This is a genomic window from Microbacterium sp. oral taxon 186 str. F0373 (assembly GCF_000411455.1).
Classification (GTDB): Bacteria; Actinomycetota; Actinomycetes; order Actinomycetales; family Microbacteriaceae; genus Microbacterium.
Genome location: NZ_KE150458.1, coordinates 109,161 through 121,757 on the forward strand (window position 1 = coordinate 109,161; position 12,597 = coordinate 121,757).

Annotated in this window: 13 protein-coding genes, 1 tRNA gene and 1 other RNA gene; 9 read left to right on the forward strand and 6 right to left on the reverse strand. The window is 66.8% G+C overall.

Annotated features, from left to right (window positions below; all coding sequences use genetic code 11):
• The first annotated feature begins 60 nt into the window (after positions 1–60).
• The 3 genes from ftsE to smpB all read left to right on the forward strand — a co-directional run bounded on the left by ftsE (position 61) and on the right by smpB (position 2,623).
• On the forward strand, positions 61–1,155 hold the full coding sequence (gene ftsE, locus HMPREF1529_RS10360) for a cell division ATP-binding protein FtsE (protein WP_005055093.1): 1,095 nt from the start codon (positions 61–63) through the stop codon (positions 1,153–1,155).
• The gene (ftsX, locus tag HMPREF1529_RS10365; RefSeq protein ID WP_005055095.1) at positions 1,152–2,066 is read left to right on the forward strand and encodes a permease-like cell division protein FtsX; all 915 of its coding nucleotides are present in this window, start codon (positions 1,152–1,154) and stop codon (positions 2,064–2,066) included. The genes ftsE and ftsX overlap by 4 nt, the downstream gene beginning before the upstream one ends.
• Positions 2,067–2,146: 80 nt before the next feature.
• The gene (gene smpB / locus HMPREF1529_RS10370) at positions 2,147–2,623 is read left to right on the forward strand and encodes an SsrA-binding protein SmpB (RefSeq protein WP_005055097.1); all 477 of its coding nucleotides are present in this window, start codon (positions 2,147–2,149) and stop codon (positions 2,621–2,623) included.
• Between the two features lie 124 nt (positions 2,624–2,747).
• On the opposite strand, the gene HMPREF1529_RS10375 is transcribed toward smpB, so the two are convergent.
• A complete protein-coding gene (locus tag HMPREF1529_RS10375) occupies positions 2,748–3,407 on the reverse strand; it encodes an SIMPL domain-containing protein (RefSeq protein WP_005055099.1) in 660 nt (219 codons plus the stop codon).
• Between the two features lie 99 nt (positions 3,408–3,506).
• Here HMPREF1529_RS10375 and ssrA point away from each other — a divergent pair.
• Positions 3,507–3,876, forward strand: a transfer-messenger RNA (tmRNA) gene (ssrA, locus tag HMPREF1529_RS15660).
• A 69-nt stretch (positions 3,877–3,945) separates the two neighbouring features.
• Here ssrA and HMPREF1529_RS10380 read toward each other — a convergent pair.
• The 3 genes from HMPREF1529_RS10380 to HMPREF1529_RS10390 form a co-directional block, all read right to left on the reverse strand.
• Positions 3,946–5,196: a tyrosine-protein phosphatase gene (locus HMPREF1529_RS10380; RefSeq protein WP_016464758.1), complete on the reverse strand. Its 1,251-nt coding sequence runs from the start codon at positions 5,194–5,196 to the stop codon at positions 3,946–3,948.
• Between the two features lie 228 nt (positions 5,197–5,424).
• Entirely contained in the window at positions 5,425–6,021 is a 597-nt protein-coding gene (locus tag HMPREF1529_RS10385; RefSeq protein ID WP_005050056.1) for a hypothetical protein, read from the reverse strand.
• Between the two features lie 18 nt (positions 6,022–6,039).
• Positions 6,040–6,879 carry an inositol monophosphatase family protein gene (locus HMPREF1529_RS10390; protein ID WP_036283271.1) on the reverse strand — a complete coding sequence of 280 codons (840 nt, stop codon included), beginning with the start codon at positions 6,877–6,879 and terminating at the stop codon, positions 6,040–6,042.
• A gap of 115 nt (positions 6,880–6,994) precedes the next feature.
• Here HMPREF1529_RS10390 and HMPREF1529_RS10395 point away from each other — a divergent pair.
• The 3 genes from HMPREF1529_RS10395 (at position 6,995) to HMPREF1529_RS15365 (ending at position 8,708) form a co-directional block, all read left to right on the forward strand.
• Positions 6,995–7,070 (forward strand) — tRNA-Lys (locus HMPREF1529_RS10395).
• 202 nt (positions 7,071–7,272) lie between these two features.
• Positions 7,273–7,476 (forward strand): helix-turn-helix transcriptional regulator, encoded by a 204-nt coding sequence (locus tag HMPREF1529_RS10400; protein ID WP_016464759.1) that lies wholly within the window; start codon positions 7,273–7,275, stop codon positions 7,474–7,476.
• Complete coding sequence (locus HMPREF1529_RS15365) at positions 7,473–8,708, forward strand: tyrosine-type recombinase/integrase (protein WP_016464760.1); 1,236 nt, start codon at positions 7,473–7,475, stop codon at positions 8,706–8,708. Before HMPREF1529_RS10400 ends, HMPREF1529_RS15365 begins: the two co-directional genes overlap by 4 nt.
• 174 nt (positions 8,709–8,882) lie before the next feature.
• Here HMPREF1529_RS15365 and HMPREF1529_RS10410 read toward each other — a convergent pair whose 3' ends face one another.
• Both HMPREF1529_RS10410 and HMPREF1529_RS10415 read right to left on the reverse strand, forming a co-directional pair.
• Positions 8,883–9,638 (reverse strand): hypothetical protein, encoded by a 756-nt coding sequence (locus tag HMPREF1529_RS10410; protein ID WP_157533900.1) that lies wholly within the window; start codon positions 9,636–9,638, stop codon positions 8,883–8,885.
• 20 nt (positions 9,639–9,658) lie between these two features.
• Positions 9,659–10,765: a hypothetical protein gene (locus HMPREF1529_RS10415; RefSeq protein WP_016464762.1), complete on the reverse strand. Its 1,107-nt coding sequence runs from the start codon at positions 10,763–10,765 to the stop codon at positions 9,659–9,661.
• Between the two features lie 34 nt (positions 10,766–10,799).
• Here HMPREF1529_RS10415 and HMPREF1529_RS16110 point away from each other — a divergent pair, with 34 nt between their 5' ends.
• Both HMPREF1529_RS16110 and HMPREF1529_RS10425 read left to right on the forward strand, forming a co-directional pair.
• A complete protein-coding gene (locus tag HMPREF1529_RS16110) occupies positions 10,800–11,561 on the forward strand; it encodes a hypothetical protein (protein WP_016464763.1) in 762 nt (253 codons plus the stop codon).
• A gap of 19 nt (positions 11,562–11,580) precedes the next feature.
• A complete protein-coding gene (locus tag HMPREF1529_RS10425; RefSeq protein ID WP_157831580.1) occupies positions 11,581–12,573 on the forward strand; it encodes an ArdC-like ssDNA-binding domain-containing protein in 993 nt (330 codons plus the stop codon).
• Positions 12,574–12,597: the final 24 nt, after the last annotated feature.

A 12,597-nucleotide genomic window follows, 5' to 3' on the forward strand; every position in this document is an offset into this window, starting at 1 on the left:
CGACACGCGGCGAGTGTCGCACCCGGCATCCGACGATCACCGACGTAGGCTCATCGAGTCATGATCCGGTTCGAGCACGTCACCAAGAAATACCGAGGGACCAGCAAGCCGGCGCTGAGCGACGTCGACTTCGAGGTGCAGCGCGGGGAGTTCGTCTTCCTCGTGGGCGCGTCCGGCTCGGGAAAGTCGTCCTGTCTGCGCTTGATCCTGCGGGAGGACAGCCCGAGCGAGGGCCGCGTCGTCGTGCTCGGTCGCGACCTCAAGACCCTCTCGACGCGCAAGGTTCCGTACTTCCGTCGGCACATCGGTTCGGTGTTCCAGGACTTCCGTCTTCTGCCGAACAAGACCGTGTTCCAGAACGTCGCCTTCACGCTGCAGGTCATCGGCGCGTCCCGCGCGTTCATCCAGCAGGCCGTCCCCGAAGCGCTTGCCCTGGTCGGCCTGGATGGCAAGCAGAAGCGGCTGCCGCATGAACTGTCCGGCGGTGAGCAGCAGCGCGTCGCCATCGCGCGGGCGATCGTCAACCGCCCGCAGATCCTCCTCGCCGACGAGCCCACCGGAAACCTCGACCCGGCGACCTCGATCGACATCATGCAACTGCTCGCCCGCATCAACGCCGGCGGCACGACGGTGGTCATGGCGACGCACGAGGCCGGCTTCGTCGACCAGATGAAGCGCCGCGTCATCGAACTGCGCGGCGGTGTGATGGTGCGCGACGACCGCCACGGCGGATACGGCGACACCTCGTCGCTGCCGTCGCTGCAACCGCAGATGGAACGCGGCGCGGCGGCCACCGCCGCATTGACCGCGGTGCTCGAACTGCAGCGAGAGATCGCGGAAGCGCCCGTCGAGCCCGTCCCCGCGCCTCCGACGGCGCCGGATGCCGCGCCGACCCCGCCCCTCACGCGTCCGGCAGCGCCCGCACCCGTATCCGCGACGCCCGCCGGCGCCGCTCCCCGCCCGGCCATGCAGCGCCCCACGCCTCTTCCGGCGAGCGGGGAGCCTGTGCCGCTCACGCGCCCCATCACCATCGCCGCCCCCGAGGTCGACCTCGGCGAGCTCGGCGTCGGTGACATCGACCTCGGCAAACTCGGGGTTGCCGACCGCCGCGGCCGAGAAGCAGACGAGAACGACGAAGTGGGACCGACCTCATGAGACTGCAGTTGATTCTCGGCGAGGCGCTCACGGGGCTGCGTCGCAATGCGTCGATGGTCATCTCGGTCGTCCTCGTCACCTTCGTGTCGTTGACGTTCGTCGGTGCCGCGATGCTCATGCAGATGGAGATCGGCAAGATGCGGGACTACTGGTCCGGTCGCGCCCAGGTCTCCGTGCTGATGTGCCGCGAGGATTCGACGGCGACCACGTGTGCCGACGGCGCGGCGACCCAGGAGCAGATCGATCAGGTGTCGCAGCGGCTGTCGAGCTCCGCGCTGAGCGGGGTTGTGCGCGACGTGCGGTTCGAGTCCTCCGACGAGGCCTATCAGAACCTGCTGAAGCTCTACGGCGACGAGTACAAGGACTATGTGACCCCTGCGCAGCTGGGCAACACATACTTCGTCGGTCTCATCGACCCCGAGAAGGCGGACGTCATCACCGAGGCGTTCAACGGGATGGCCGGGGTGGAAGAGGTGAAGAACCAGCTGCAGTATCTCGAGCCGCTGTTCTCCGCCCTGACGATCGCGACGTACATCGCCGTGGGCATCGCCGTGCTGATGCTCATCGCCGCCGTCCTGCTCATCGCGACCACCATCCGGCTGTCGGCCTACGCGCGAAGACGGGAGGTCGGCATCATGCGACTTGTCGGTGCCTCCAACCGGTTCATCCAGACGCCGTTCATCCTGGAGGGTGTCTTCGCCGCGTTCATCGGCTCGCTCATGGCGGGTGCGGCGATCGTCGTGGGCGTGCACTTCGGCGTGGGGCAGTACCTCAAGGGACGGGTGAGCTTCATCACCGAATGGATCGACATGGGGGACGCTGCCGTCGTCATCCCCATCATCGTCGTCATCGGCCTGGTGCTGGCGGCGCTGTCGGCGAGCTTCGCGATCCGCCGGTGGCTGCGGGCGTGAGATAGACTGACGGGCTGCCGTGTCCGCGGCATCCCGTTGTCCATCGGCGGAACAACGCCATCCAGCACAGAGGATCAGCCATGCCCAGGGAACGCGGGGAGAAGGTCGTCGCGACCAACCGTCGCGCGCACCACGACTACACCATCGAGAAGACGTACGAAGCGGGCCTCGTGCTCACAGGTACCGAGGTGAAGTCGCTGCGTCAGGGGCGGGCGAACCTGTCGGACGGGTACGCCTACATCGACGGCGGACAGGCCTACCTCGACGCCGTGCACATCCCCGAGTACTCGCAGGGCCACTGGACCAATCACGCCTCCAAGCGCACCCGCAAACTGCTGCTGCACAAGGAGGAGATCGTCAAGCTGTCGCACGCCGTCAGCGCCGGCGGGTACACGTTGGTTCCTCTCAAGCTCTACTTCTCCGACGGTCGGGCCAAGGTCGAGATCGCGATCGCCAAGGGCAAGCGCGAGTACGAGAAGCGGCAGACGATCCGCGAGCGCGAAGACAAGCGCGAGGCCGAGCGCGCGATGCGCGGTCGCAACCTCCGCGGCGAGTAGTCCCCACGAACTCCGCAGAAAGTGACGAACTCCGCAGCCGGAGGCGCGTCTGGATGCGGAGTACGTGTGATTCTGCGGAGTCGGTGCGACGCCGTGCAGCGCGCGCCGCACGAAATGCCGCGACCTAGCGTGCGATGAAGCGTGCCTCGACGCCCGCCGATACGACGATGTCGTCGGGGCGGAACTCGACGGCGGCGGCGCGATCGAACTCCGCCGCGGCCTTCGCCATCATCCGCGGCGCGGGGGTGGGGGAGGATGCGGCGCCCAGCAGCCCCAGATCAGCGATCTCCACCGGTACGACCTCGCTTCGTCCGATCGCCGCGGCATAGGCGGAGGCGCGCTCCACGGCTGCGGCGACGGCATCCGTCGCGACCTCCCGCTCGACGCGAGCGCGGGTCTCGGGCGTGAGCTGCCAGTCGACCGCGCCCACCCGCAGCCCCTCGACCGCTGCGATGTCGTTGAGCCAGTCGGAGAGGGAGCCCGGGTCGGCGAAGGTCGCGGTGATCTCCACGGACGCGTGGTGCACGAGGTCGAGCTGCCGGCCCTCGCTGTTCCAGGGTCGGTCGGCCCATACCGACATGCGCTGGCTCGACCAGTCGGCGATCGTGCCCGCCGATGCGAGTGTGGCCAGGTGGATGCGAATCGGCTCGGTGAGGCCGGCCACCCGCGCGACGACGTCCGCGCGCTCGGGCCCGTCGGCGGATGCCGTGACGTGCGCGACCGCGCGCTCGGGCAGCACACGGGTGTGGCTTTCTCCTCGGACGGTGATCGTGAGCTCGCTCATGGGGTAAACTGTAATGCTCGGGTGCCGACGGCATCCGCTGATAACTCCACAGCGTGACAGTGGCTCATTCGCCGCACGGCACGTCGCCGTGACGCACAAGGGGCTGATCGGTTTCGACAGCGTCTGTGAATCTGCGAGAAGCGGGCCGAGGATGCAGGGTTATCTCGTAAACGATCTCTGCAAAACTACAAGTGCCGAATCCAAGCGCACTGACTTCGCCCTCGCTGCCTAAGCGAGCCCGATAGTCCGTCAGACCGTGTGTGACCCCGCCACGGACCCTGGCGTCATCTAGGGGTCTTGCTGTGTGACGGCGCCTGGACGTCACACGGGACTCTTCCCAGGCTGGGCTCGTCGACTTAGGTGTCTGTGACAAAGGTCGGAGCCGAGCAGAACGTCTTCACAGACTGCGCCCGGAGAAGACGCAGTATCTCAGCGTTGGACGGGGGTTCGATTCCCCCCAGCTCCACGACGTCACTGTCACAGGCGAAGGCTCCGGCATCCGATCTATGGATGCCGGGGCCTTCGTCGTCTGCGGGTGTCAGCCCGCCGTGCGCTTCGTGCGACGGCGCATGAGCAGGATGCCGCCGGCGATGAGCAGCGCCCCGCCGATGCCGCCGACGAGCACCACGGCCGTGTCGTCGCCGCCGGTCTCCGGCAGCGTGGCCCTCGTCGTTGCGGCCGCCGCCGCCGCGACGGGCGTCGAGGTGCCGCCCGCCGTCGCGGGAAGGGCCGCGTTCACGACGTAGCGGTCCACGGTGGTGCCGTCCTGAGCGGTGACCGTGATGGTCGCCGTGCGACCCGACACCGTGGTGGATGCCGTGGCATTCGGGTTCGTCGTCGTCACCGTCACGTCCCCGGCCGCGAGCGCGGTCTGCGGGTCGGTGATGGTGGCGCCGCCCGTGGTGGCCGCGGCATCCAGGGGGACGGAGATGCCGTCGACGGTGATCGACGAGGCGGACGCGTCGTTCGAGACGAGCAGGTTCGTGCGCAGCGCGGCGAAGTCCTGGTCGGTGAGGCCGATGGTCTTGCGCAGGTACGAGTCGATGCCGCCGTACTTCGAGTTGACGTCGGATTCGAATGTGCCCTGCAGCAGCTGGGGCGTCGCCCACCCGACCTTCAGCTGCGTGTTCGACAGCAGGTAGTCGTGCAGGATGTCGGACTCGCTCACGCCGAGGATGTTGTACAGGAGGTCCATCACGGTGCCGGTGCGGTCCATGCCGTGCGAGCAGTGGATGAGAACGGTGCCGGTGGTGTCCTGGGCGATGAGGCGGAGGATCTGCGCGTAGGCCGTGATCATGGGGCCGCGATCGTTCGGGCCGTTGTAGCCCTTGTCGACGAGGTCGTGGTACATCACGGTGTCGTCGGGGTAGTTGCCGTCGGCGCCGAACATGGAGATGTTCACCGACTTCGCGCCGGGGACCGGCACGTCGGGCTTCGCCGCGATCTGCGTGGCCGTGCGCAGGTCGATGACGAGGTTCACGTGGTATTTGGTCGCCAGGGTGGCGGCGCCGTCACTGGTGATCTTGTCGAGGGACTCGGTGCGCAGCAGGCGCGGGGAACTGACCAGCTGGCCGTTGAGCCCGGTGAACGATCCGAGCTCACGCCCGTTGACGAGGCCGGGGACATCGGTGATGGCGTGGTCCTTCGCGGTCAGCGGGGGCTGGTTGGAGGAGTCGTCGGCGCTGGCGCTGGTGGCGCTGAGGCCGACGGAGCAGACGACGGCGGCGGCGACGAGGGTGGTCGCGCCGAGTCGGCCAAGGATTCCGCGTCGGGTGCGGTGCGTGATCACTGTTTTCTTTACAGTCGGGGGATGGTTCGTCCGGCCTCGCGCACGCCGTTCGGGCACGGCGAGGGGGCGGACGAAGAACCAGACTGCGGGGTGCGTGCGGCGCGCACCGCAATGGTGGATGAACCTGTGCTGACGGGGGCTGATGGGTATCGCCAGCGCGGGTTGTGGGGTCGCTGGGAAGCTGTGGAAAGACCGCGTGTCGCGTGGTGTGGACCGGCCGGGATGCCGTCAGCCGGCGGTGGCCGGCATGAGAAGCAGGTTCTGCTTCGTGTCGGAGACCGCGACCCAGCCGTCGCCGAAGAGATACGTCATGCCATAGCCCTTGTCATCGACCGTGATGACGCGGGACGGATCCTGCGTGATGTAGAAGCCGGACTCGCCCGCTTCGCGGCGCCAGCCCTCCTTCTCGAGCTGCGCGGACACCGTTTCGGCATCGGCCGAGCTGATGGGGGCCCAACCGAACTCGATCAGGTTGCCGGAGGCGACCGAGTAGTTCGCCCAGGTGCAGATCAGCCCGCCGCCGATCGGTGCGCTGGGCGGCTGGGTCTCGAAGGTGAACGGAGTCTGCTTGGCGGTCCAGCCCTTGGTCTTGAACTCAGCGAGGGTGTCGGAGACGATCATGCTGTCGCAGGTGACGGCGCCTCCCGCCGTGGCCGACGCGTCCGGCGTCGGCCCGGGCAGCGCCTCTGTCGGCGTGGGCGACACGGCGTTGCCGGTCGTGGTCGGATCGGCCGAAGGTGCGGCCGACGTGCAGCCGCTCAGCACAAGCGCGGACGCCAGAGCTACGGCGGAGAGGACGAGGGGCGCGAGACGAGCACGTGTCATCGGCGGGGGTCCGATCGGTCAGGAGGTGGCGGACGAAGCGCCGAGGAGGGACAGGAAGTCGTCGTGCAGGCGTCCGTTGGTCGCGAGTGAGGAGCGCGAGGACAGCGAGTCGGCTCCGTCGATGTCGGTGAACCGGCCGCCGGCCTCATGGATGATCGGCACGAGGGCTGCGATGTCGTACTCCTTGACCCCGAACTCCGCCACGAGCTCGAGACGGCCCTCGGCGAGCAGCATGTACGGCCAGGTGTCGCCATAGCCGCGGTCGCGCCAGACCGCGCGGCTGAGGCGGAGCAGATCGGCCGCGCGGCCGACCTCGTCCCACTGCGCGAGGGATTGGAAACTCACGCTGGCATCGGCGACGGCGTCGACACCCGAGACGCCGAGGCGGCGCGTGCCGCCGTCGGCAGTGTTGGTCCAGGCGCCCTGACCGGATGCCGCCCACCAACGTCGCCCGAGGGCGGGTTGGCTGGCCACCCCGACACGGGGGACGCCGTCGACCGCGAGTGCGATGAGCGTCGTCCACATCGGGATGCCCTTGAGGTAGTTGGCCGTGCCGTCGATCGGGTCGATGATCCACTGCCGGGCCGCGTCGCCCGAGGTACCGTACTCCTCGCCCAGGATGCCGTCGCCGGCCCGCTCGGTCGACAGCAGCTCGCGGAGCACACGCTCGGTGGCGAGATCGGCCTCCGTGACGTGGGAGGCGTCGGCCTTCACCTGGACGTCGAGATCGGCGGCATCGAAGCGCGCCATCGTCACGGCATCCGCCGCATCGGCAAGACGCAACGCGAGCCGGAGATCGTCGGTCAGGTCGCCGTCGAAGGGCGTGCTCCAAGCGGACGTGGTGGCGGGGGAGGTCACACCCTCAAGGATAGGGGTCACTCGGGGCCTCGATTCGCGGTGAGACGTTCGGGATGGTAACGTTGTCCCTCGGTTCGCCAGTGATCTTCTCGAAAGATCCGGCGGCCGACGGAACGCACCTCTAGCTCAATCGGCAGAGCAACTGACTCTTAATCAGTGGGTTCTGGGTTCGAGTCCCAGGGGGTGCACCAAGGAAGGCCCGCTTTGCCGCGTATTCACGCGGGAGCGGGCCTTCTTCCGTTCACTGGCGTCAACTTCTGCGATGTGGGTAATGCAGGGAATGATCCAAGAATGGCCGTTCAGAGGCTCATTCCCGAGTCGTTGTACGCGCCAGTACGTTGGCGAGGCCGCCCACTCCTCACCAACTCGTTGAAGACTGTGCATGTGCTTCCCATGAGCACCCAGACAGCACACTCACCCGCGGCAGCACTCCTCACTCAGGACGAGGCGGCGGAGTACCTTCGAACCCCTTCGCGCACCCTCGAGAACTGGCGACTTCGCGGCGGTGGCCCCAAGTTCGTGAAGTTCGGACGTCGAGTGTTCTATCGTCAGGGTGCACTCGACAGCTTCATCGACGACCACGAGGTCGCGTCGTGAGCCGCCGGCAGAAGGCACCGGGCGAGCTCGGGAAGGTCACCCCCCGCAAGCTGAAGAGTGGACGGTGGCAAGCGCGCGTAGAGATTCGGGACGGCCTGGGACAGCTCGTTCCGATCTCGGCCACAGCGGACAACGAAGCTGGGGCGATCCTCGCCATCGCGGACAAGGCCAACGCTGTCTGGGCTGGTGCGTTCATCGAGGTCACCGGGGACACGACGGTCGAGGCTCTTGGCAATATCTGGATCAACCAGCTGCGTCAGGACGGCACTCAGCCAACGACCATCCAGGCTTACCAAGATTCGCTGCGCACGCTGATTCTCGCTCGAATCTCGGCGTATCGGGTGAGCGCACTGACTCCCGCGTTTTGCGACAGCTACTTGCGCACGCTGGGAGCTGAGTCGGCTTCCAAGGCGCGCAAGGCGCGGAACGTGCTCTCCCAGATGCTTCGCATCGCGGTGCTCCACAAAGTGTTCGCGGCGAACCCCATCCGCGAGGTGAGCCGGATCCCCAGCACGAAGCCGGTGAAGCTGAGCTACGACCTCGAACAGCTGCAGGTGCTCTTCCGACTCATGTCGGAGTTTCAGGGCAAGAACCCGAGCCGGCGCGGTGGCCGCCGCACTGACCCGCAGATCGCCCTCGACGTGATGCGCATCGCGCTGGGCACGAGCGCCCGCCCCGGCGAAGTGCTTGCCATTCGAGAAGAGGACGTCCAATTCAGCGATCGCGTCCTTCTCAACATCAACGGGACAATCGTGAGGGTCAAGAGGGAGAATGCCCCAAAGCGTCCCGATGGTACCCCCGGCCCGCTCATCTACAGGCAGCCCTATCCGAAGAACGACGATCAGGCTCGCACAGTTCACGTGCCGGATCTTGCCGTGGAACCGCTCCGCCGACTGGTGAGCCAGTATCGAGAGAACGAGTTCAAACTGCTGTTCACTACCGGCACCGGGAACCCGGTAGACCAGAACAACGTCCGACGGGTGATCCGCGACTTCCGCGCCGTCCACGACGAAGATCTCCGTGCGATGGGTATTGACCCTGACCTGCTGACGCCCAAGGCCTTCCGGAAGACCGCCGCCACCGTGGTGTCGCAGGAGATCAATCCGGAGGCGGCGCAGGACCTGTTGGGTCACTGGAACGTGGTCCTCACGAAGGACTCATACATCGAGCCTACGAAGGTAGTCACAGCGGGCACCGCCGAGGCGCTGGACCGCCGATTCGCGGGACTCTGACGACCGAATATTGGCCGGGATTCAGCGGAGCGATTCGCGTCCATCCCGCATGTGCCGGTGTCAATAGCTGATGTCTCGACCGCAGAAGCCGAACGCGGCGCAGATCAGCTCCCTCCCACGACGCACAACAAAGTGCCCCTGCCGATCCGCCAGAGGCACTTTGTAGTACGCGGGTCAGAAGGGCACCGATGCGCGGCGCTGCGCCTCGTCATCGCTGGGGTCCCGTCGCTTCACCTCGTCGGCAATGCTCGCCATGAAATCCTCGTAGTGGCTGGTGAGCACGGTGAGGTCCGACCTGTCCAGCCGACCAAGAGCATTCGACGCCTCCTCGTCGGACGCGGTCGCGGCGATCAGCATGTCCGCGAAGCCGTTCCCGCCCTGGCCGAGGAGCGCGGCGCGGGTGTGAATCAGATGCGTGTCGGCTTTGCACGCGGGACCGTCGATGTCGACCTTCGGTTCGCGGATGGGGATCCGCCACAGGGTCGCCGAGACCTCACCGCCGCCGTCGCTCACGACTCGCTCGAACCCTGCCGCTTCCATCTCGCCATCCGTGGTGATGGAATGCAGTGGCACGTCGTCCAGGTCGTCGACCTGCTCGCCGTCAGCATCCTCGAGCCAGCGCGCACGGGGATACGCGCCCTCCCAGTCGTCTTCATCGAAGTGGACGATCGCGTACGCGGCGTCGTCGGGCGCTGTCTCGAGGATCTCTGCCATCAACTGCTCTACCTCAGCAGCGACGGCTCGGCTGTTCGCGTAGTAAGCGGAGGTTCGGGCGGCATCTGCAGCTTCGCGTGCCCGCATTGTCACTTCTTCCCGCGACGGGGCGGGACGTGTGAGCGCGTCGGCTGGCGCGCTGTTCTCCTTCGTGCGGAACTGGCCGGCGTTCGCCGCCTGACCGCGTGGGTGGAGGGACTCGTCGTGGGTGCTCATGACCACCATGAGTGCGGCGGTCAGCCGGCGAGGAGCCCAGCCTTCCGGAGCCGGTAGCGGACGTTGGAGGCATTCACAGGGAGGTTGCGGCCGCGAACCTCGAGGGCCCGGTCGAACTGCGCCTTCTGCCGATCGATCCACTCGTTCGCGAGCTTGCGCGTGTCGCCGCGATAGCCCGTTCCGATGACGTCGCGCGGTCGGATGCGGCCCGCGGCGAGATCGGAACGGAGCTTGACGAGCGCGTCGAGCTCAAGGCGGCAGGTAGCCTCACCCTGCCCCCCGGCATCCGTGGTCCAGATCGACTCGAAGATGTCGTCACCCGGGTGGGGGACCCCATCCACCCACATCCGTTCAGGGGCGCGCAGCTCGGCCAACACGCGGGCGTTGATTGCCACGCGCTCCGGGGTCACCGGGTGCAGCGATGCCTGCGCCTGAGTTTGAGCTTCCGCCTCGACGATGTCTTCGGGTCGGGGCAGCTCGTACTCGGCGAGGTGCTCTGCGGGGGTCTTTTCAGGCGGGTAAAGCACGTCAGGACCTTCCCAGTGCTCGCGGTCTTCGTTGCAGTCGCCGTCGTGGCCGTCGACGAGGACGCACCAGTCGTCGATGCTGCACCCGTACGCCTCGTTCGCTCCGCGCTCGTCGGCGACCTCAAGTCGTCCGTCCGCGCGCCGTGAGACGCGGCCGGTGGAGGGATCCGCCTGCGGCGTGAACCACACGCTCACTGGCCGTCCGGTGTCGGAAGTGTACGCCGCGGCAACGGCCTGGGCCGCAGCCAGATCGCCATCGAAGCGCTGACACATGTCGCACCGCTGGATGCCTTCGGGGCTGTCCATACCGACGAGAGCGCCTGGGACCGGGCCGTCGAAGCACTCGCAGTCTCCGTCGAGCGCGGACTGCTCGCTGCGTGTTGCTCGACCACCGGTGAGATCAATGCCGTTCCCATCGCTGTCCTGCAACCATGGGTTCGTCCTCGACGCGATCATGACGTCCGCCGAGCCGTCCCAGCGCACGCCGAACCCGGGAATGTCGGCGACGGTGATCAGACGGTCGGTGGGAGCGGAGTTCGTCTTCACTGCGAACCGTCCGGATGCCTGCCTCGGGTGAAGTGCCTCGTTGTAGGTGCTCATGACCACATGAGAGCGGCGCCGCACGTATGTGGTCATGAGCACCCCCATCGCGTTCAACGAGACCGACCACCCGCGCGGCCAGGCCTCGAACGCCGGCCAGTTTCGCGCTAAGGAGAACGCTGCGCCCGCGATGGCGCTCACCGTCGACGAGGCACCCCCGGAGTCGATCTACGGCAACGTCTCCAGCACGATCATCTTCCAGGAGGCGAACGATCGTGACGACAGCTTCGAGATCGAGCGCGCCGAGATCAACGTCGCGCGGATCCTCGACGGACTCGACTTCGAAGACCTCCCGGAGACGGTCGATGACTACGATCGCACCGACGGCCTGTTCCGCTGGGCGGCGAACTACGGCTACATCGCCGAGCACGGCGGCCCGTTCGAGGTGATTCTTGACGACGCGGAACTCGAGTCGTATCGTGCCGCACGCGAGAAGTCTGGGCGGATGAGCGCACTGCACCCGCTACCGACCATGACCGAGCAGGAACGGGAAGCGAAGGTCGCGCAGCTGCTCAGCGAACATCTGCCCGAGGGCGGCCTGAATGCGCTCTACAGCTGGGACATCGACCAGGCTGCGCGCTGGGCATGGGACACGCGGCAGGAGATCACGAAGGCGACGATTCAGCGGGGTATCCAGCAGCAGTACCTCTCCGACGAGACACGCACCGTGCTCGATCGGCTGCAGAACGCCGCACTCACCGCGTACCAGAACACTCGGAAGGACACCGACATCGCTGTCATCCGCGCGGCTGCTTACGGGATCTACGAGCATCTCGCCCGCCGAGGTTCCCATTGACGCCGCACTCATGGTGAACATGAGCACCGTCTTCGTCGAGACCGATCACCCCCGCGGGCAGGCCGCCAACGCCGGCCAGTTCCGAGAGAAGAAGAACGACTCGCCCTCGGGCGCCCTGGTCGCTGAGCATGCGAACCCGCTCGCGGTCCGCTTCGACACCCTCGAAGAGAAGATCGAAGCGATGAAGGAGGAGCTCGCAATCGGAGTGGCCGAGCTCGCCGACGACGAGAACTGGCAGCGCCACCTCGAGGTGATGAGCCAGTTCCACCAATACAGCTTCCAGAACCAGATCCTGATCTCCATCCAGCGGCCCAACGCTACGCGCGTCGCCGGTTTCAAGGTGTGGAAGGGTGTCGGACGCTGCGTCATGAAGGGTGAGAAGGGCATCGCGATCCTCGCCCCGAAGGTGATCAACCGGCGGAACAAGGAGACCGGCGAGCCGGAGCTGGACGCCAACGGAAAGCCGGTGCGAGCGGTTGTCGGGTTTACCAGCGCCACCGTCTTTGACGTTTCCCAGACCGATGGTGAGCCGCTGCCCGAGGTGTACCAGGAGCTCAGCGAGGACCCGCCCGCCGGGTTCGTCGAGGATCTCGAGGCTGCGATCGTCGCGAACGGGTTCGAGGTCGTCTACGAGAAGACCGGCAGCGCCGCTCTCGGCTACACCAGCCCGTCATCCAAGCGTGTGGTCATCGATCCGGACCTGTCGCCGGGCACCCGCGCCACGACCCTCGCGCACGAGCTCGGACACATCGAGTGCGGCCACCTGGAACGCATGGACGAGTACCACTCCGGTCACGGCGGATGCCGCGGAGAGATGGAAGTGCAGGCGGAGTCGTTCTCGTACGTTCTCGCCCGGATGAACGGGATGCAGACGAACCTGAAGCCCGCCAGCGAGTATGTCGCAGGCTGGGGGCGCCACGACAAGGACGCTCTCAGGAAGGTTGGCGACACGCTCCAGAAGGCAGTGAAGGGCGCCGTCGGGCGGGTGAAGTGGCGGAACCACGAGGCGTGAACCGCACCAAGTAGCTGGCGTCGG

Excerpts from the sequence above, each read along its gene's own strand:
- ftsE (WP_005055093.1), top strand. The coding sequence starts at position 61 with ATGATCCGGTTCGAGCACGTCACCAAGAAATACCGAGGGACCAGCAAG.
- ftsX (WP_005055095.1), top strand. The coding sequence starts at position 1,152 with ATGAGACTGCAGTTGATTCTCGGCGAGGCGCTCACGGGGCTGCGTCGC.
- smpB (WP_005055097.1), top strand. The coding sequence starts at position 2,147 with ATGCCCAGGGAACGCGGGGAGAAGGTCGTCGCGACCAACCGTCGCGCG.
- HMPREF1529_RS10375 (WP_005055099.1), bottom strand. The coding sequence starts at position 3,407 with ATGAGCGAGCTCACGATCACCGTCCGAGGAGAAAGCCACACCCGTGTG.
- HMPREF1529_RS10385 (WP_005050056.1), bottom strand. The coding sequence starts at position 6,021 with ATGACACGTGCTCGTCTCGCGCCCCTCGTCCTCTCCGCCGTAGCTCTG.
- HMPREF1529_RS10400 (WP_016464759.1), top strand. The coding sequence starts at position 7,273 with ATGAGCACCCAGACAGCACACTCACCCGCGGCAGCACTCCTCACTCAG.
- HMPREF1529_RS10410 (WP_157533900.1), bottom strand. The coding sequence starts at position 9,638 with ATGAGCACCCACGACGAGTCCCTCCACCCACGCGGTCAGGCGGCGAAC.
- HMPREF1529_RS10415 (WP_016464762.1), bottom strand. The coding sequence starts at position 10,765 with ATGAGCACCTACAACGAGGCACTTCACCCGAGGCAGGCATCCGGACGG.
- HMPREF1529_RS16110 (WP_016464763.1), top strand. The coding sequence starts at position 10,800 with ATGAGCACCCCCATCGCGTTCAACGAGACCGACCACCCGCGCGGCCAG.
- HMPREF1529_RS10425 (WP_157831580.1), top strand. The coding sequence starts at position 11,581 with ATGAGCACCGTCTTCGTCGAGACCGATCACCCCCGCGGGCAGGCCGCC.